Annotated in this window: 15 protein-coding genes and 1 tRNA gene; 12 read left to right on the top strand and 4 right to left on the bottom strand. The window is 72.4% G+C overall.

The window, feature by feature from the left end; genetic code table 11:
• Positions 1-41: 41 nt before the first annotated feature.
• Positions 42-1,082 (top strand): hypothetical protein, encoded by a 1,041-nt coding sequence (locus ADL15_RS51710; protein ID WP_083971689.1) that lies wholly within the window; start codon positions 42-44, stop codon positions 1,080-1,082.
• A 72-nt stretch (positions 1,083-1,154) separates the two neighbouring features.
• Here the strand turns inward: ADL15_RS51710 and ADL15_RS24535 are convergent.
• Positions 1,155-1,230: transfer RNA gene (locus tag ADL15_RS24535), tRNA-Arg, on the bottom strand.
• A 13-nt stretch (positions 1,231-1,243) separates the two neighbouring features.
• The gene (locus tag ADL15_RS24530) at positions 1,244-2,323 is read right to left on the bottom strand and encodes an alpha/beta hydrolase (protein ID WP_067695743.1); all 1,080 of its coding nucleotides are present in this window, start codon (positions 2,321-2,323) and stop codon (positions 1,244-1,246) included.
• Between the two features lie 187 nt (positions 2,324-2,510).
• Here ADL15_RS24530 and ssb point away from each other — a divergent pair, with 187 nt between their 5' ends.
• From ssb to ADL15_RS24485, 9 genes are all read left to right on the top strand, one after another.
• Positions 2,511-3,140, top strand: a complete 630-nt coding sequence (gene ssb, locus ADL15_RS24525; RefSeq protein ID WP_067695740.1) for a single-stranded DNA-binding protein — start codon at positions 2,511-2,513, stop codon at positions 3,138-3,140.
• A 248-nt stretch (positions 3,141-3,388) separates the two neighbouring features.
• A complete protein-coding gene (locus ADL15_RS24520; protein ID WP_067695737.1) occupies positions 3,389-3,847 on the top strand; it encodes a hypothetical protein in 459 nt (152 codons plus the stop codon).
• Positions 3,848-3,869: 22 nt separating this feature from the next.
• A complete protein-coding gene (locus ADL15_RS24515; protein ID WP_067695734.1) occupies positions 3,870-4,847 on the top strand; it encodes a cobalamin biosynthesis protein in 978 nt (325 codons plus the stop codon).
• A 67-nt stretch (positions 4,848-4,914) separates the two neighbouring features.
• Complete coding sequence (locus tag ADL15_RS24510) at positions 4,915-6,441, top strand: cobyric acid synthase (RefSeq protein WP_067695731.1); 1,527 nt, start codon at positions 4,915-4,917, stop codon at positions 6,439-6,441.
• Positions 6,442-6,567: 126 nt separating this feature from the next.
• A complete protein-coding gene (locus ADL15_RS24505; RefSeq protein ID WP_067695728.1) occupies positions 6,568-7,647 on the top strand; it encodes a M48 family metallopeptidase in 1,080 nt (359 codons plus the stop codon).
• A gap of 44 nt (positions 7,648-7,691) precedes the next feature.
• On the top strand, positions 7,692-9,038 hold the full coding sequence (locus tag ADL15_RS24500; protein ID WP_373872916.1) for a dipeptidase: 1,347 nt from the start codon (positions 7,692-7,694) through the stop codon (positions 9,036-9,038).
• Positions 9,039-9,056: 18 nt separating this feature from the next.
• Positions 9,057-10,535 carry an FAD-dependent monooxygenase gene (locus ADL15_RS24495; protein ID WP_067695720.1) on the top strand — a complete coding sequence of 493 codons (1,479 nt, stop codon included), beginning with the start codon at positions 9,057-9,059 and terminating at the stop codon, positions 10,533-10,535.
• 29 nt (positions 10,536-10,564) lie between these two features.
• A complete protein-coding gene (locus tag ADL15_RS55595) occupies positions 10,565-10,900 on the top strand; it encodes a hypothetical protein (protein WP_232344320.1) in 336 nt (111 codons plus the stop codon).
• A 182-nt stretch (positions 10,901-11,082) separates the two neighbouring features.
• The gene (locus tag ADL15_RS24485) at positions 11,083-12,603 is read left to right on the top strand and encodes an ATP-dependent DNA ligase (protein ID WP_067695717.1); all 1,521 of its coding nucleotides are present in this window, start codon (positions 11,083-11,085) and stop codon (positions 12,601-12,603) included.
• A gap of 4 nt (positions 12,604-12,607) precedes the next feature.
• On the opposite strand, the gene ADL15_RS24480 is transcribed toward ADL15_RS24485, so the two are convergent.
• Together ADL15_RS24480 and ADL15_RS24475 are read right to left on the bottom strand one after the other, a co-directional pair.
• Positions 12,608-13,075, bottom strand: coding sequence for a hypothetical protein (locus ADL15_RS24480; RefSeq protein ID WP_067695714.1), 468 nt, complete (start codon positions 13,073-13,075; stop codon positions 12,608-12,610).
• Positions 13,076-13,085: 10 nt separating this feature from the next.
• Positions 13,086-14,060 (bottom strand): SURF1 family cytochrome oxidase biogenesis protein, encoded by a 975-nt coding sequence (locus tag ADL15_RS24475; protein WP_067695712.1) that lies wholly within the window; start codon positions 14,058-14,060, stop codon positions 13,086-13,088.
• Between the two features lie 138 nt (positions 14,061-14,198).
• Here ADL15_RS24475 and ADL15_RS55590 point away from each other — a divergent pair, with 138 nt between their 5' ends.
• Positions 14,199-17,087: a cobyrinate a,c-diamide synthase gene (locus ADL15_RS55590; protein WP_232344314.1), complete on the top strand. Its 2,889-nt coding sequence runs from the start codon at positions 14,199-14,201 to the stop codon at positions 17,085-17,087.
• 306 nt (positions 17,088-17,393) lie between these two features.
• Positions 17,394-18,044, top strand: a complete 651-nt coding sequence (locus ADL15_RS24465; RefSeq protein WP_067695709.1) for a TIGR03086 family metal-binding protein — start codon at positions 17,394-17,396, stop codon at positions 18,042-18,044.
• The last annotated feature ends 3 nt before the right edge of the window (positions 18,045-18,047 follow it).

Here is an 18,047-nt window from a genome sequence, read left to right as displayed (position 1 = left end):
AGCCCGAAGCATCTCTTTGCCATTGGGGAAGGCACGGGCCAATGAACAGGTCTCGATTGAACAAGTCGCGCGGGAACGTGCGCCGCTGGCAGGTCGTCGCAGTCGTGGGTGTCGCGGTCACCATCGCGGGCATCGGACTCGGCGTGGCCTCGGCCGCGGAGGCCGCACCGACGGTCAACTGCCCGCAGGTCAACGTCAATGTGGCGATCCCGGCGCAGGCACAGAACGAGGTGAAACAGAACCTCGCGCTGCTGCAGACCCAGATCGACGAGGCCAACAAGCGGCTCGCGTCGAGCGCCGGCCAGGGTGGCAAGAACTTCATCCAGAACGCCATCCTCGGCCCGCTCAAGGACAAGCGCTTCTCCACGATCAACCGGATCGAGACGGCGATCGGCCGCAACGCGGCCAAGCCGAACCTGAACGCCGAGGGACTGTCCACCTGCACCCTGAACGGTGCCGCGACCGGCGGGAACACCGGGAACAACGGTGGCGCCACCGCCACGCCGGTGGCCACCGCCACCAACGCGGTGCCGGGCGGCAACCTGGGCATCCTGACGAACAGCTGCGACACCAGCAAGCTGCAGGCGCACGACGGTTTCCAGAAGGGCGACCGCTGCGTCTCCACCGAGTTCGGTGAGGTGGCCGCGGCCGCCAACGACGCGTCGCTGCTGATCACCTCGGCACCGCGGCAGGTCAACCGGAACCAGGCGTTCACGCTGAAGATCAGCACCCGGAACCTGATCCGCGACCGCTTCCTCGCGGCCGGCCAGGGCGGGTACTACGTGGAGTCCAGCGTCCTGCAGAACGGCCTGGTCCGCGGGCACTTCCACACCGCGTGCCGGATGCTCGCCAGCACCAACTCGGCGCCCGCGCCGGAGCCGGTCCCGGCGTTCTTCGTCGCGACCGAGGACAGCAAGGGCGGCCGCACCCCGGACACGGTCACCATCCAGGTGCCGGGTCTGCCGCAGGCCGGCACCGCGCAGTGCGCCTCGTGGGCCGGTGACGGCTCGCACCGCATCCCGATGATGGAGCGCGCCAACCAGACCCCGGCGTTCGACACCGTCCGGATCCGCGTCCGGTAACCGATTCTCCGCAGCACGCAGCAGGCCGGCGACTTCGTGAAGTCGCCGGCCTGCTGGCTGTTCAGGGGAGGGTGGCGCGCCCGGTAGGATTCGAACCTACGACCGACGGATTAGAAGTCCGTTGCTCTATCCGCTGAGCTACGAGCGCTGGCCAGCACATACTAGGCGGTCGTGCCGGACTTGTCGTCCGCCTCGTCGGCGGCCTGCTCGACAGCGGCTTCGGCGGCCTCCAGCACCACGCTCCGGCCCGCCTGGTCCTCCGGCGCCGGCGGGACATCGATCTCCGGAGTGCCCGGCGCGGGGACGAACGCGTCGACCCAGCGGCCCACCTCACGGAAGACCTCGGCGCGGACCTGTTTGCCGGAGAGCGTCAGATCGTGCTTGCCGCCGTTGAACTGGGCGATCGTGACCCGCGGCCCGAGCCTCGGCGACCAGCGCACGATGTGCTCGACATCGAGAACAGAATCGGACACGTGCACGTCGTCGTGCCACTCGCGGCCGCGGTAGGTCCGGTCCGAGCAGGCGACCAGGATCGGCGCGTCGATGGCGAGACCGGCCTGCAGCCGGCGGTGGCCGCGACGGATCGCCGCCAGCCAGCCCATCGTGACCGGGAAACCCAGGATCGGCTTCCAGGCCAGGTCATAGGACCACTCACCGTGGAAATCCTGGTGCAGGCTCTTGCCGTACAGGCCGAGGGAGGGCGACGGCATTTTTGTGTACGGGGTGCGGCCGGTTGCCGCGATCACCATCGACAGCGCCGGTCGACGCATGAACCAGGGCATGTTGAAGTCGAAGAACGGGCTGTTCAAAAACAGTCCGTCGACGATTCCCTGCCCGCGTCGCGCGTGCGCCCACAGCGAGGTGATCAGCCCGCCGGTGGAGTGCCCGGTCACCAGCAGCTGATCGTGGCCGTCCTCGGCGCGGATGATCCGGGCCGCCTCGTCCAGCTCCGGGAAGTAGTCGGTGAGGCTGCGTGCGAAGTTCGGCGTCTGGTGCGGCAGCAGACTCCGGCCGTACTTGCGCAGGTCGAGGGCGTAGAAGTCCCAGCCGCGCTCGACGAAGAAGTCGGCCATGTGTGTCTGGAAGAAGTAGTCGACGAACCCGTGGACGTGCAGCACCGCCCGGCGGGACGGCTGCTCGGCACGTCGCCGGATCAGGGTGGCCACGACCGGGCCCTCGTCGTCGGAATCCAGCTCGATGGTGTGCCGCTCGTAAGGCCAGCCCAGGACGTCGGTCTCCACCCGGTCAGGTTACCCGCGGGTATGCGCTGGTGCGCCATATCAGATCGACCAAGATCCGGACCGGTCGTGCACAGTCCGGCGCCGTGCACAGCGAGATCCGCCCGACGTCGCCGCCCGGACCAGGCTCTGCCTCGTCCGCCGCGGCCGGCATCCCGGGCCGCGGCACCCCGACGTCAAGGAGAGAACAGTGTTCGACACCACCATCGCCGTGGTCGGCAACGTGCTGAGCAAGCCCGAGTGGCGCCGCACCAAGGAGACCAACCAGCTCGTGGCGAACTTCCGGGTCGCGTCCACCGCCCGCCGCTACGACCGGGAGAAGAGCTGCTGGGTGGACGGCAACACGCTCCGGGTGCGGGTCAGCGCCTGGCGGCGGCTCGCGGAGAACGTCGGCGCCTCGATCAGCGTCGGCGACCCGGTGGTCGTGTTCGGCCGGCTCTACACCCGGGACTGGCAGGACGACGAGGGCAACCACCGGGTCTCGTACGAGATGGAGGCCATGGCGATCGGCCCGGACCTGGCCCGCGGCCGGACCCGTTTCTACCGCAACAAGCCGTCCGCGACCAGCGCGGTCGAGGGCGCGGAGGCGGACACCGTGGCCGGCGGCGAGCAGGCCGACGCGGTGACCGACGCACCGGTCCGGTTCGGCGAGGGCCTGCCCGAGCTGCTCCCCGGCGAGGGCGAGCCGGACTTCCTGGAAGTGGTGGCCGGGCTCGCCGAACTGGCCGACGACGAGAAGGACGAGGCGGACGAGGCCGCGCCGGCGGCGACCGAGTCCCGGCGTGGCCGCCGCTCGAAGCGGGAACCGGTTGCCGCCTGAGACCTTCCCCACCGCCGCCGCCCGGCGGATCTCCCTGCGGATCCGGACCGGGCGAGTGGCGCCCGGCGGCCCGGCCGGCTCGGGGTCTTCAGGCCGGGCCGCCGGTTGCGGAACCCGCGGCGTGCCAGTTTGTCGACGCCGGCCTATTCCCTCTATCGGGATGGGCCGATCGGGCCGGTGCAACCGGCCGTCGGGCGGAGCGGCCCGATTGGTCTCAAGACAACCCCACCCGGCAGACTGAAGCAGTGATGCTGAAGGACATCCGCGCCATCGTCGACGACACGATGGTGCTCTCGCCGGAGGATCAGGACGCCGAACAGGTAAACACCAACTGGTTCGGTGCGCCGCCGCATGAACGCATGGGCATGTCGCCCGACGAGGTGGTGACCGTATTCGAGGAGACCGCAGCGGTGTTGCGGGATCAGGTGGCCCGGTCCGGGCACCAGGGCACCGTGACGTACTACGTCTGGCACGACGGGGAAGCCGGTCAGCTGCGCTGCTCGGTGTGCACCCGCAAGCCGGGCGATCTGGTCTTCCCGGTGGCCTACCAGGTGACCGACGATCTGCGGGCCATCGTGGTGGAGTTCTTGGAGGATCGCGCACCCGGCTCCATTCAGTGGGGTGCGCTGGAACCGATTCCGTTCCCGGAGTCGGAACCGGTGCCGATGGCCGTGTGGGCGTTCGACCTGACGCCGTTCGGCCGCTGAGTAGTTCTGGGAAGGACATCGAGTGCCGCATCGGTGGACCGCGGACGCGGCCGGGCTGATCGCCGGATATCTGCTGGACGCCGCGATCGGCGACCCGCGCCGGTTCCATCCGGTCGCCGGCTTCGGCACCGCGGCCGCCGCGCTGGAACGCCGGGTGTACCGCCCCCGGCGTCTGGCCGGCGCCGCGTTCACCGCGGTCGCGGTGGGCACGCCGGTGCTGGCCGGACTGGCCGCCGCCCGGGCGACCCGGCGGTGGCCGATCGCCCGGTTCGCGCTCACCACGGCCGCCACCTGGACCGTGCTCGGTGGCCGGACACTCCGCAAGGAGTCCCGGGTGATGGCGCGGCACCTGGAGGCCGGTGACCTGCCGGCGGCCCGTGGCCGGCTCAACCATCTGTGCGGGCGGGACCCGTCCGCGCTGGACGAGCCGGAACTGGCCCGGGCCACTGTCGAGTCGGTCGCCGAGAACACCTCGGACGCGGTCGTCGCGCCGCTGTTCTGGGGTGCCGTGCTCGGCCCGGCCGGTCTGCTCGGCTATCGCGCGGCGAACACTCTGGACGCGATGGTGGGGCACCGGTCGGCACGGTACGAACGGTTCGGGACGGCGTCGGCGCGTCTCGACGACCTGCTGAATCTGGTGCCGTCGCGGCTGACCGGGCTGCTGACCGTGGCGGTGGCGCCGATCGGGCGCGGGTCGCCGCGGGAGACGTTGCGGGTGTGGCGGCGGGACCGGAACGATCATCCGTCGCCGAACTCGGGACAGTGTGAGGCGGCGATGGCCGGGGCGCTGGGGGTGCGGCTCGGTGGGCGGAATGTCTATTTCGGACGTAGTGAGGTGCGGCCGTTGCTCGGGGACGGACCGCGGCCGGCGGCGGTGCATCTGCGGCGGGCGGCGCGGGTGTCGGGGGCGGTCGGGGTGGTGAGTGTGCTGCTGGCGGCTGGTGGTGCGCTGGTCAGGGGTGGAATCGGCGTGGCGCTGCGGCGCCGGGGCAGGTGTTGATCGTGATGTGGAACAGGCGGCGGGGGTGGGGGTGGGGCCCCAACGGGGCCACCAGCGGAGGTCGATCATGACCGGGGGACTGCTGGTCGCCGGCACCACATCGGACGCCGGCAAGAGCGTCCTCACCGCCGGCATCTGCCGTTGGCTGCACCGCAACGGCGTACGTGTCGCCCCGTTCAAAGCACAGAACATGTCCAACAACTCCGTCGTCGTCCTCGGCCCGGACGGCCGCGGCGGTGAGATCGGCCGGGCCCAGGCCATGCAGGCCGAGGCGTGTGGCCTCGCCCCCGACCTCCGGTTCAACCCGGTGCTGCTCAAGCCCGGCAGCGACCGGTCCAGCCAGGTCGTCCTGCTCGGCGAGGCGGTCGACACGGTGACCGCGGGCAACTACCGGCTGCTGCGCCCCAAGCTCGCCGAGGTCGCGTACGCCACCCTCACCGACCTGCGCGCCGACTACGACGCGGTGATCTGTGAGGGCGCCGGCAGCCCCGCCGAGATCAACCTCCGCGAGGGCGACTTCGTCAACATGGGTCTGGCCCGGCGCTTCGGGATGCCGGCGATCGTGGTCGGTGACATCGACCGGGGCGGCGTCTTCGCTGCCTTCTTCGGCACCCTGGCCCTGCTCGCCGCCGAGGATCAGGCGCTGGTCGCCGGTTTCGTGATCAACAAGTTCCGGGGTGACCTGGGCCTGCTCCAGCCGGGCAACGACATGATCACCGCGGTGACCGGGCGGCCGGTGCACGGCGTGCTGCCGTTCCACCGCGACATCTGGCTGGACGCCGAGGACTCGCTGGCGTACGGGACCACGCTGGGCCGGCCCGGCCCGCCGCGTGGCCGGGAGTGGCTGCGGGTCGCGGTGATCCGGCTGCCGCGGATCTCCAACGCGACCGATGCCGAGGCGCTCGCCGCCGAGCCGGGCGTACGGGTGCATCTCACCGTCGAACCCGGTGACGTCGCCGACGCCGACCTGGTGATGCTGCCCGGCTCCAAGGCCACCGTCAGCGACCTGGCCTGGCTGCGCGAGACCGGCCTGGCCGACGCGGTGCTGGCACACGCCGCGGCGGGCAAACCGCTGGTCGGGGTGTGCGGCGGCTTCCAGATGCTCGCCGAGACGATCCACGACGAGGTGGAGAGCGGCCACGGCACGGTGCCCGGCCTCGGCCTGCTGCCGGTCGGTGTCACCTTCGCGGCCGGCAAGACCCTGGCGCACGCCGCGGGGACCGGGCTGGGCGCGCCGGTGGCCGGCTACGAGATCCACCACGGGCAGGTGTCGTCCGGCGCCGCCGAGCCGTTGCTGCACTACGCCGACGGCCGGCCGGAGGGTGCGGTGGCCGGGCACGTCTACGGCACGCACTGGCACGGCGCGTTCGAGTCCGACGAGTTCCGCCGGCGCTTCCTGACCGTGGCGGCCGGGCAGGCCGGGCGGCACGGGTTCACCGTCGCTCCGGACACCCGGTACGCCACGATCCGCGAGCGCGCCCTGGACGTGCTCGGTGATCTCGTGGCCGAGCACCTGGACACCGCGGCGCTGTGGCAGCTGATCGAGAAGGGCCCGGTCGCGGGGCTGCCGTTCGTTCCCCCGGGCGCCCCGTAGGGGGTTGACCCTGAAGACAGCGTTGCGCTCCGGGCGTACGTTGAACCGGGCCCGGCGCCGACAGCGGGCCGTTGGAAAAGCGCAGCCACGACCGTCGCGCCAGCGGCGGAGAACGGGGTTTGATCCATGACGACCGATGATGAGAACCGGCCGGTACGCCGCCGCGTGACGCTGACCGGGATCAGCTCCCGGGCCTGGGAGCATCCGGCCGACCGCGGAGCGCTGTCCGCTCTGCGAGAGCTGCGCGGCTTCGACGACGTGGTGAAGACGTTCTTCGGGATGTGGAACGAGCGCGGGTTCCGGCTGAGCTACCTGGCCGGTTCGATCCGCGTGGACCACCGGCAGTACCCGCGGGTCTACCAGCGGTACACCGAGGCGGCCAGCACCCTGGACATCGCCGAGCTGCCCGAGCTCTATGTCACCCAGTCGCCGATCATCAACGGTCAGGCGATCGGTCTGGACAAGCCGTTCATCGTGATCACCACGGGTGCGGTGGAGAAGCTCGACGACGACGAGCTGCGGGCGGTGCTCGGGCACGAGCTCGGCCACGTGCGCAGCGGCCACGCCGTCTACAAGACCATCATGATGATCCTGACCAGCTGGGCGGCCAACCTGAGCTGGATCCCGATCGGCGCGATCGCGCTGCGGGCGATCATCGCGGCGATGCTGGAGTGGTGGCGCAAGGCGGAGCTCTCCGCCGACCGCGCCGGTCTGCTCGCCGGGCAGGACCCGGCCGCCTCACTGCGGCTGCTGATGAAGCTGGCCGGCGGCGGCGACCTCTCGCAGATCGACACCACCGCGTTCCTGGAGCAGGCTGCGGAGTACGAGGGCGGCGGCGACCTGCGGGACAGCATCCACAAGATCGGGATGACCGCGTGGAGTACCCACCCGTTCCCGGTCGCCCGGGCCGCCGAGCTGCGCAAGTGGGTCGACTCCGGTGCGTACGCGCAGATCCTCGAGGGCGACTACCCGCGGCGGGACTCCGATGGCGACGCGTCGGTGACCGAGGACGTCAAGGCGGCGGCCAAGTCGTACCGTGAAGATTTTGCGAATTCGCAGGATCCGCTCGTCGGGCTGGTGCGCAGGTTCGGCGGTGGCGCGGCGGACATGGCCGGGTCGGCGGCCGGCCGGGCGATGAACTGGGCCAACGACGCGGCCCGGCGGGGGCGCCGGGACGGCAACGGCGGCGAGGGCGAACCGGGCTGATCACACGAACTGTCCTACGGCAGTTCTACGATCGGCTCATGAGCTTGAGTGAATCCGACCTGCGCGCCACCATCGCGCAGTTGATGCCCGGTGTCCGTGCCGACCTCGAACGGTTGGTCCGGATCCCGGGCATCGCTTTTGAGGGGTTCGACCACTCACATGTGGAGCGCTCCGCCGAAGCGGTCGCCGAGCTGCTGCGGGGCTGCGGCCTCGACACGCAGATCGTGCGGCACGGCGGCCAGCCCGCGGTGATCGGCCGGAAACCCGCACCGCCCGGCGCACCCACCGTGCTGCTCTACGCGCACCACGACGTCCAGCCGGCCGGCGACCCCGCGCTCTGGGCGAGCGACCCGTTCGAGCCGGTCGAGCGGGACGGGCGGCTCTACGCCCGCGGTGCCGCCGACGACAAGGCCGGTGTGATGGCGCACGTGGCCGCACTCCGCGCGTTCGGCGACCAGCTCCCGGTCGGCGTGGTGGTCTTCGTCGAGGGCGAGGAGGAGTACGGCTCGGACTCCCTCGACGCGATCATCCAGGCGCACCTGGAGGAGCTGCGCTCCGACGTGATCGTGATCGCCGACTCCGGCAACTGGGACATCGGCCGGCCCGCGCTGACCACCTCGCTGCGCGGCCTGGTCAACCTGTTCGTCGAGGTCAAGGTGCTCAAGAGCGCCGTGCACAGCGGCATGTTCGGCGGCGTTGTGCCCGACGCGCTGATGACTCTGTCCCGGCTGATCAGCACGCTGCACGACGACAGCGGCGAGGTCGCGGTCGGCGGGCTGTTCGGCCGCGAGGGCGCCAGCGTCGACTACCCGGCCGACCGGTTCCGGCTCGAGGCCGGGATGCTCGACGGCGTCAGCATGATCGGCCAGGGCACCATCACCGACCGGATCTGGACGAAGCCGTCGATCTCGGTGCTCGGCATCGACGCGCCGGGCACGCTGGAGGCGGCCAACGCCCTGCAGGCGACGGCCAAGGCGAAGATCGGCGTCCGGGTCGCGCCCGGCGACGATCCCAAGGCGGTGTTCACCGCGATCAAGGACCACCTGGAGAAGAACGTCGCGTGGGGCGCGCACGTCGAGGTGACGTTGGAGAGCGACGGCAACCCGTGCGTGATCGACGCGACCGGCCCTGGTTACGAGGCTGCCCGGTCCGCGTTCCGCTCCGCGTGGGGCGGCGTCGAGCCGGTGGACATGGGCATCGGCGGCTCGATCCCGTTCATTGCCACCTTCCAGGAACTGTTCCCCGGTGCGACGATCCTGGTCACCGGGGTCGAAGACCCGCACGCCGCGGCGCACGGTCCGAACGAGAGCCTGCACCTGGGCGAGTTCGAGCTGGTCTGTGTGGCCGAGACGCTGCTGCTCAAGAACGTCGCGGAGATCATGACGAAGTGACATGAGAGGGAGTCGCTGATGGCCGAGCTGTCGTGTGAGGTCCTCGTGGTGGGCGCCGGTCCGACCGGGCTGATGCTCGCCAACTGGCTGACCCGGCTCGGGGTGCACGTGCTGGTGGTGGACGGCAAGGACGGCCCCACACGTGAGTCCCGGGCGCTCGTGGTCCAGGCGCGCAGCCTGGAGATCTACGACCAGCTCGGCATCGGCGATCAGGTGCTGGACGCGGCCCACCGGGCGGAGGGGCTCGCGCCCGGCAGCGGGGCCCGGGTGTTCGGGCGGGTGCCGCTCGGCCCGCTCGGGCAGGGGGTCACGCCGTATCCGTACCTCGAGGTGCTCGAGCAGAGCCGCAACGAGGAGATCCTCTACGACAACCTGCGCAAGCTCGGCGGCGACGTGGTCTGGGAGACGGCGGTCACCGCGGTCGCCCAGGTCGAGGACGGTGTCGAGGCGAAGGTCGGCAACGACACCGTGCGGGCCCGGTTCTGTGTGGGCTGTGACGGGGCGAATTCCGCGGTCCGCCGGGCCCGCCGGATCCCGTTCGAGGGCAGCACGAACGCGCTCCGGTTCTACGTGCTGGACGCGGCAGCGGCGGCCGGGCTGGTCGCCGAGTCGGTGAACGTGCGGCCCGGCGGGCGGGACTTCCTGCTGGCCTTCCCGATGCCGGGGCGGGGCAACTGGCGGTTGATCGGCATCGTCCGGGACTCCGACGGCGACGGCGGGCTGGACGAGGAGGACGTGCGGGCCCGGCTGCGGGAGACGTTCGCGGTGACGTATGCGCAGGCGCGCTGGTTCGCCACGTACAAGGTGCACCACCGGATCGCCGCGGCGTTCCGGGACGGCCCGTTCCTGCTGGCCGGCGACGCCGGGCACGTGCACTCGCCGGTCGGCGCGCAGGGCATGAACACCGGTTTGCAGGACGCGCACAACCTGGCGTTCAAGCTGGCCGACGTGCTGCGTGGCCGGCGCAAGGACACCTGGCTCGACCGTTATGAGGCGGAGCGCCGCCCGGTCGCCAAGACCCTGGTGGCCACGACCGACCGGCTCTTCCGGGCGATCACCTCGGACCGCAGGCTGAACCGGTTGCTGCGGACCGCCCTGATCCCGCTGCTGGCGCCGGTGGCGGTGCGGGCGCTGCCCCGGACGGCGGGCGGGTCACGGCTGTTCCAGTACATCTCCCAGGTGCGCATCCACTACCCGCTGGGCCCGCAGGCGCGCACCCCGGACGGCCGCCGCGACCCGGTGATCGGCCGCCGGCTGCCCTGGGCGGGCGGCAATTTCCGGGTCCTGCGCAGCGCCGACTGGCAGATCCACGGCTACGGCGGGGTCGAGGGCGTCGAAGCGCCCGATCTCGGCCTCCCGGTGCACGTCTTCCCGGCGGCGCCGTCGACGCTGCTCACACCGGGTTTATTCTATCTGGTCCGGCCGGACGGCTTCGTCGCGGCGCGGGCCGAACCGGCCGACGCGGAGGTGAAGTTCCGCCACGCCATGACGATGTGAGCGGCGATCATTCCTGTTAGGATTCGAACATGCGTTCGATAACTGCTGTTCCGATGCGCAACGGTCCGGCCCCCGCCGGCCAGGGCAGTGGTGGCCAGGGCGGCGCGGCTCGGGTCAAGCCTGCGGGGCCGCGCGCCCCTCTCGATCGTCTCCGGGTCCGCGACCGGATCGAGTCGATCGCCCGGCTCCGCGCCGCGGTCCGGGCGCTGGGTGACGTCGACGTCTCCGGCTGGGACGACGCCACCCTCACCGATCATCTCGACGAGCTGTCCCGGGCGTTGTGCGGGATCGACGCGGAGCTGACCCGGGTCGCCGAGGCGGTCCGCGCCCGGGGCTTCCGGATCGCCGAGCCACGCGCGGCCTGATGCACCGACCAAGATCAAGATCAAATTCATGATGTCGTGCGTCCGCCGGGGTGCAGATCGTCGCTCCCGCCGGGACCCTGCGGGCTTCGCTGGCCGCTGGCGCGTCCAGACCGCGAAGCCCTCCGGGCGACGTCCGTGGGTGGTCGCGGAAAACCCGGTTCTTTGCTGCCAGGATGGGGATCATGCGGTTCCTCGACATCACCGCCACCTCGGCGGCGGTCGCCGCGACCGGCGGGCGGAAGGCGAAGATCGAGCTGCTGGCCGACGCGCTGCGCCGGCTGGATCCCGGCGAGATCGCGGCCGGCTCCGCGTTCCTCGCCGGTGAGCTGCGGCAACGACAGACCGGCGTGGGGTATGCCGGCCTGCGCGACCGACCGGCCCCGGCGGCCGAGCCGTCCCTGACCGTCGCCGCGGTGGACACCGCGGTCGCCGAGATCGCGACGGTCGCCGGCACCGGGTCGCAGGCCCGCCGCCGTGATCTGCTCGGCGCGCTGTTCGCCGCGGCCACCGCCGACGAGCAGCAGCTGCTCGTCGGCCTGTTCAGCGGCGAGTTGCGCCAGGGCGCGCAGGCCGGGCTGCTGGCCGAGGCGATCGCGGTGGCGGCCGGGGTGCCGGTCACCGTCGTACGCCGGGCCCTGTTGCTCTCCGGCGACCTCAAGCAGGTCGCCGTCGCCGCGCTGACCGGTGGCGCGGCCACGCTCGCCGAGATCCGTCTGCGGGTCGGCACCCCGCTCACCCCGATGCTGGCGCAGAGCGCACCCGACGTCGGCGCGGCCCTGCTGGCCACCGGCACGCCCGCGGTGGCCGACACCAAGCTGGACGGCATCCGGATCCAGGTGCACCGCTCCGGCGACCAGGTGGCCGTCTTCACCCGCAGCCTCGATGACATCACCGCCCGGCTGCCCGAGGTGGTGGCCGCCGTCCGGGCGTTGCCACTGCGCGAGGTGGTGCTCGACGGCGAGGCGATGGCGCTCGACGCGCAGGGGCGTCCCCGGCCGTTCCAGGAGACGTCCAGCCGGGCGGCCACCCGCGGCACGAGCAACCCGATCGCGCTCCTGCCGTACTTCTTCGATGTTCTTCATCTGGACGGCGCCGACCTGCTGGACGAGCCGGGCCGGGTGCGCTGGGCCGCGCTCGCCGAGGCGCTGCCGGCCGGGCTGATCGTCGGGCGCACGACGGTGGAGACCGAGGAGCAGGCGGCCGCCGCGTTCGCCGCCGCCCTGGCCGCCGGGCAGGAGGGCGTCGTGATCAAAGCCCCCGACGCGCCCTACGACGTGGGCCGCCGCGGCTCGGCCTGGGTGAAGGTGAAACCCCGGCACACCCTGGACCTGGTGGTGCTGGCCGTCGAGCGGGGGCACGGCCGGCGGCAGGGCTGGCTGTCCAACCTGCACCTGGGCGCCCGGGATCCGGAGACCGGCGGGTTCGTGATGCTCGGCAAGACGTTCAAGGGGCTCACCGACGAGCTGCTGCGCTGGCAGACCGAGCGGTTCCAGCAGCTGGCGGTCGAGGACGACGGCTGGGTGGTGCGGGTCCGCCCGGAGCAGGTGGTCGAGATCGCCTTCGACGGGGTGCAGACGTCGCCGCGTTACCCGGGCGGGGTGGCGCTGCGGTTCGCCCGGGTGCTGCGGTACCGCGAGGACAAGTCCGCGGCGGAGGCCGACACCATCGACGCGGTCCGGGCGATCGGGGCGCGCCCGGCCTGACCGGTCAGAGCGCGGCCAGACTCCGTACGTAGTTGACCTGCTGGTTGATGGTGACGACGTCGTCCTCGTCGTGCACCGCGACCCGGGCGACGTAGTGCCGGGGCCCACTGGTGACGGTGACCTGCACGGTGCCCTGCGGCGCCGACTCCTTGACCAGCAGGAGCAGCATGCTCAGCCCGGCGGTGACGCAGATCGCGCCGAAACCGACGAACTTCGCCCAGGTCGGGGTGCGGCGCTGGCTCACCCAGAACTCGTTCACCTGCCACTGCGATCCGGCCAGCGGGAAGTCACCGGCCGGCGTACGGATCAGGGTCGACGTGATGTCGATCTCGGCGATCTGCACGATGACCGGGCCGTCCGCGGACGCCGGCGAGGCGGCCGGCACCGACGGCGAGATGGCGGGCGCCGGTGGTGGCGGGCCGGGCGAGGCCGGTGCGGGGGTGCCCCAGGGTTCGTCCGGCGGGAAGGTCATGCGCAGGAGATTAATCGGCGCCGTTCTGCGCCGCGAGACGGCGGTCCGCCTCCTCGACCCGGTCCAGCGGCTTCGCGGCTTTCCGCGCGGTTTTCTGCGCGGCGCGGCGCTGGTCGGCGGCCTCGACCCGGTCCACCGGCTTCTCCGCTTTCGCCGTGGCGCGGCGCTGGTCGGCGGCCGTTACCCGGTCGGGTGATTTCTCGGCGGGCGGGACCGGCGAGCCGGGCGGCGCGTTCAGGCCCTGTGCCTCACGGCGGGCCTGGTAGCCGTACAGGGCCAGCGCCATGATCGAGAACAGCCACCACTGGACCGCGTACCCGCCGTTCTGCCAGGCGTCCTCGTGCGGGATCGGCACCCGGACGAAGGCCGGATCGTTGGCCGGTGTCTGCGAGTTGACCAGCACGTACGCCCCGTAGACCGGGAACGGCAGCTCGGTGGCCAGGCGCGGCACGCTGATCCGCCGGGTGTCCAGACGGCCGTCCCGTCGCTCGACCGGGGCAGGTCGGCTTTCTGACAGGTGAAGTTGACCGACAACGGTCACCTCGCCGGTCGGCGCCGGCGGCACCACGGGCGGGGCGAGCGCCCCAGCGGCGGCCGGCGGCACCCAGCCGCGGTCCACGAGCACCGCTGTTCCATCGGCGAGGATCAGCGGGGTGACGATCTCGAAGCCGACCTCGCCCTCGACGGTGCGGCCGCGCGCCTGAATTTCGTGCGCCGTGTCGTACCGCCCGGTGACCGTCACCTTTGTCCAGGCCAGCGCTTTCCCGGGGGAGGCGCCGGGAGTGCCCGGTGCGGACGGTGCGGCCAGAGCCGAGGTCAGCGGAACCGCCTGGACGGAGTCGGCGGCGTCGATCCGGTTATTGATGTCGGTGCGTTCGTGGTACCGGCGGAGCTGCCAGTTGCCGAGCAACACCATGATCACTGAGGCGACCACGGCCAGCGCGGCGGTGGCCAGCCAGCGGGGGGTCAACAGGAACCGGTACACCCCCAGAGGCTACCCGGCGGAGGGGTAGCCCCCGTCGCAGCCGGGTACTGTGCGACTTTCCGGCAGTCAATATCACGTGACTACCGGTCCGCGTAACCCTCGGGGGAGACATTGATCACCGCCCAGCCTCGTCTGGTCGTGAGCGCGCCGTCATCCGGCCACGGCAAGACCGCGATAGCCGTCGGGCTGCTCGCCGCGATGGCGTCGCGGGGCATCCCCACGGCGGGCTTCAAGGTCGGCCCGGATCACACCGATGCGGCGTACCTCGGTCTTGCGGCCGGACGCCCGGGCCGCAACCTGGACCCACGCCTGGTCGGCGCGCAGCGCATCGCGCCGCTGTTCGGGCACGGCGCGTCCGGGGCGCAGCTCTCGGTGATCGAGGGCGCTATGGGTCTCTTCGACAGCCTCACCGGCCAGCCGGAGATCGACGGCACCGCCGCGGTCGCCGCCGCCCTGCGCGCGCCGGTGGCGCTGGTCGTGGACGTGGCCGCGATGGGTCACTCGCTCGCCGCGCTGGTCCACGGGTTCCGGATGTTCGACGAGATGGTCCACCTGGGCGGCGTGATCCTGAACCGGGTGGCCTCCCCCCGCCACGAGCAGATGCTGCGCAGCGCCCTGGACGACATCGGCATGCCGGTGCTCGGCTCACTGCGCCGCGGCGACCTGCCCAACGTGCTCCCGTCCCGCGCGCACGGCCTGGTGCCGGTCGCGCACCGGACGGTCGAGGCGGGGCGCGCGGTGCGCCGGCTGGGCGAGGCGGTCGCGCAGTCGCTCGACCTGGACCGGCTGATGGCGCTGGCCAACTCCGCGCCGGCGCTGCCCGGGCCGCTCTGGACGCCGTCCGAGGCCGGTGAGCCCACCGAGCTGCGGCCGGTGGTCGCGCTCGCCGGTGGTCCGGGTGCGCCTTACACGTATGTCGAGACGGCCGAGCTGCTGACCGCCGCGGGCGCCGAGGTCGTCGTCGTGGACCCGCTCCGCGACGAGTCGCTGCCGCCGGGCACCCGCGCGCTGATCGTCGGCTCCGGGCTCCCCGAGGGGTACGCCGAGGAACTCTCCGCCAACCGCCGTCTCTGCGCCGACGTGGCCACGTTCGCCCGGGACGGCTGGCCGGTCGTCGCCGAGGGGGTGGCCCTGCCCTGGCTCGGCCGCGAACTGGACGGCCGGGTGATGTGCGGGGTCCTCGACATCACCGGCACCACCGGCGAGCAGACCGTCGCCGGCTACCGCGAGGCGACCGCGCCCGGCACCTCGGTGCTGGCACCGGCGGGCGCGCGGATCACCGGCTACAAGCAGCACCGCGCGGTGGTCACCCCGCGCGCCGGCGCCACGCCCGCGTGGACCTGGTCGGGCGGCAACCCGGAGGGCTTCGTCTGGCGCCAGGTGCACGCGTCCCAGCTCGGCCTGCACTGGGCGGCCGCCCCGGAGATCGCGAAGCGGCTGGTGCTGGCCGCGATCGCCGGCCCGGCCAAGTCGAGCTCCGGTCAGCAGATGGCCGGCTCGGTCATGAGTGGCTCCATGGTGAGTGGCTCGGCGCCGCAGATGCCCGGTGGGCCGCCTCAGCCGATGCCTCAGCCGGCACCTCAGGCCGCGCCGCAGACCGCGCCTCAGCCGCAGCCTCAGCCTCAGCCTCAGCCGATGAGCGTTTCCATGTCGTCCGGCCTGGCGCAGGGGATCCCCGGATCCGGTCCGGCTCCGGCCGGCCAGTCGGCGCCGGGCCCGATTCCGGCCGGTCAGCCGGGTCAGCCGGGTCACAGCCCGGCGGGATCTTCCGGAGCGGGCGCGTTCCCGGTCCGGCAGTCCGAGTCCAACGGCTTCCCGGCCGGTCCTTCCGGCCCGGGCGGCTTCCCTGCCGGCCAGTCCGAGTCCAACGGCTTCCCCGCCGGACCGTCCGATTTCGCGGGTTTCCCCGCGCGGCCGTCCGGACCCGGTGGCTTCCAGCCCGAGCCGAGTGGTTACTCCGCAGGCCCGTCCGAGTTCGCGAGCTTCTCACCTGGCCAGCCCGAACCCGCTGGCTACTCCGCGGGCCCGTCCGAGTTCGCCGGTTTCCAGGCCAGCCAGTCCGAGCCCGCCGGACCGTCCGGACCCGGCGGCTTCTCCTCAAGCCAGTCCGAGCCCGGCGGCTTCCTTTCGAGCCAGCCCGAGCCCGGCGGCTTCCCTGCGGGGCAGTCCGGGTTTGCCGGCTTCCAGGCCGACCAGTCCGAGCCCGGCAGTTTCTCTGCGGGCCAGCCCGAGCCCGGGAATTTCCCGGCTGGACAGCCTGATCCCGGCGGCTTTCCGGCGGGGCCGTCCGGTCCTGGTGGTTACTCTGCTGGTCAAGCTGAGCAGGGTGGTTTTCCGGCGGGGCCGTCCGGTTCTGGTGGTTACTCTGCCGGTCAGTCTGAGCAGGGTGCTTTCCCGGCCGGTCAGTCGGAGCCTGGGGGATTCCCCGCGGGGCCGTCTGAGTTCGCCGGCTTCCAGGCGGGGCAGCCTGAACCCGGTGGCTATCCGGATGGACCGTCGGAGTTCGCCGGCTTCCCGCCCGGCCCTGCCGGACAGTCCGGATATGTCGGGCAGGCCAGATCTGGCGGCCAGCCGGGACCTGGTGGGCACGCTGGACCTGGCGGTCAGCCGGGATCTGGTGGGCCTGCCGGATCTGGCGGACGGCCCGGGCCTGGTGGACATGCCGGATCTGGTGGACATGCCGGATCTGGCGTGGGCCCGGCTGGAGTTTCCGGAAGTGGCGCGGGGATGACGTCGCCCGGCCCGATGCCTGGTGCGATCTCCGGTTCGCAGTCCGGCGGGATGCCGTCCGACCTGACGCCGACGAGTGGCCCGGTGCCCGGGATGATCCCGCCCGGGATGGTTCCGCTCAACGGCCCGGCGTCATCGGGCGGCCCGAGCCACCCCCGCCAAGCCTCCAGCATCTCCAACGGTGGCCCGGTGCACGGATCTCCCGGGGCAAGCCCGGCCTACGGCCAGGACGCCGTCCCGGACAACCGCCCGACCTCCGACATCCCGATGCCGTCCGGGCCGCAGTCCCGCGACTGACCCGGGGCCGGCGTGCAGGGCTGCTGCGCGGCACCGAACGTGTCCCGCCGTCGCGCGGACGTTCCCTCGCGCTGACCGATTTCGGTCGGGGGTGTGGGTGGCCCGGCGCTGCGATCCGGAGCGTGTCCGCCGGCGCCGGCCCGCCGGTGACCCGGCTGCGCTGGGCACCTGAGGCGCGGAGCGCGGGCGGCCGGACCGGGTCGGCTCGCCGGAAGCGGCCCAGCGTGCCAAACGGTGTGCCGTGGTCCGTAAATTGTCGTACCCGCCTCGTACCGTGAGGGGCACGACAACCGAAGGAGGCTGACCGTGGCCGCTCGTCTGCCGCTGGATCTGGACCCGCCGGTTCGTCGGCTCAGGGCACTGCTGCTGGGGATCGACGACCGCGACCTGGCCGCGCCCACTCCCTGCCCGGGCTGGTCCGTCGCGACCCTTCTCGATCACCTGATGAGCCTGGCCGGGGCGTTCACCGCCGCCGCACACGGCACTGCCGACGCGAGTGACGGCCCGCCGCCACCGCCGTCCGCGGCGCACCTGTCGCCACACTGGCGCAGCCGCCTGCCGATTCTGCTGGAGGAGCTCGCCACCGCGTGGCGGGAGCCGGCCGCCTGGCGCGGAGAGGCCCGAGCCGGCGGGGTCACCATGCCCGCCCGTGAGCTGGGCACGGTCGCCGCCAACGAGCTGGTCATGCACGGCTGGGACCTGGCCCGCGCCACCGGCCAGGACTTCGCCGCCGACCCGCGCGTGCTGGCCACCCTCGTCGACTTCCTCGCCGCCGGCCCGGCCGGGGGCACCCCGGGCTTCCTGGGCCCGCACGTCCCCCTCGACCCGGACGAGGACGGCCTGCCCCGAGCCCTGGCCCTGGCCGGCCGCGACCCAGCCTGGCGCCCACCCCGCTCCCGATCCATCCCTTCCGCCTCCCTGCACCGCGACCAGCCCCCAGCCCCCCACCCCGCCTAACCC

Origin of the sequence: Actinoplanes awajinensis subsp. mycoplanecinus, from assembly GCF_001509495.1 — a bacterium.
Classification (GTDB): Bacteria; Actinomycetota; Actinomycetes; order Mycobacteriales; family Micromonosporaceae; genus Actinoplanes; species Actinoplanes palleronii.
This window is presented reverse-complemented; position numbering and strand designations above follow the sequence as displayed.

Excerpts from the sequence above, each read along its gene's own strand:
- ADL15_RS51710 (WP_083971689.1), top strand. The coding sequence starts at position 42 with ATGAACAGGTCTCGATTGAACAAGTCGCGCGGGAACGTGCGCCGCTGG.
- ADL15_RS24520 (WP_067695737.1), top strand. The coding sequence starts at position 3,389 with ATGCTGAAGGACATCCGCGCCATCGTCGACGACACGATGGTGCTCTCG.
- ADL15_RS24510 (WP_067695731.1), top strand. The coding sequence starts at position 4,915 with ATGACCGGGGGACTGCTGGTCGCCGGCACCACATCGGACGCCGGCAAG.
- ADL15_RS24505 (WP_067695728.1), top strand. The coding sequence starts at position 6,568 with ATGACGACCGATGATGAGAACCGGCCGGTACGCCGCCGCGTGACGCTG.
- ADL15_RS24495 (WP_067695720.1), top strand. The coding sequence starts at position 9,057 with ATGGCCGAGCTGTCGTGTGAGGTCCTCGTGGTGGGCGCCGGTCCGACC.
- ADL15_RS55595 (WP_232344320.1), top strand. The coding sequence starts at position 10,565 with ATGCGTTCGATAACTGCTGTTCCGATGCGCAACGGTCCGGCCCCCGCC.
- ADL15_RS24485 (WP_067695717.1), top strand. The coding sequence starts at position 11,083 with ATGCGGTTCCTCGACATCACCGCCACCTCGGCGGCGGTCGCCGCGACC.
- ADL15_RS24480 (WP_067695714.1), bottom strand. The coding sequence starts at position 13,075 with ATGACCTTCCCGCCGGACGAACCCTGGGGCACCCCCGCACCGGCCTCG.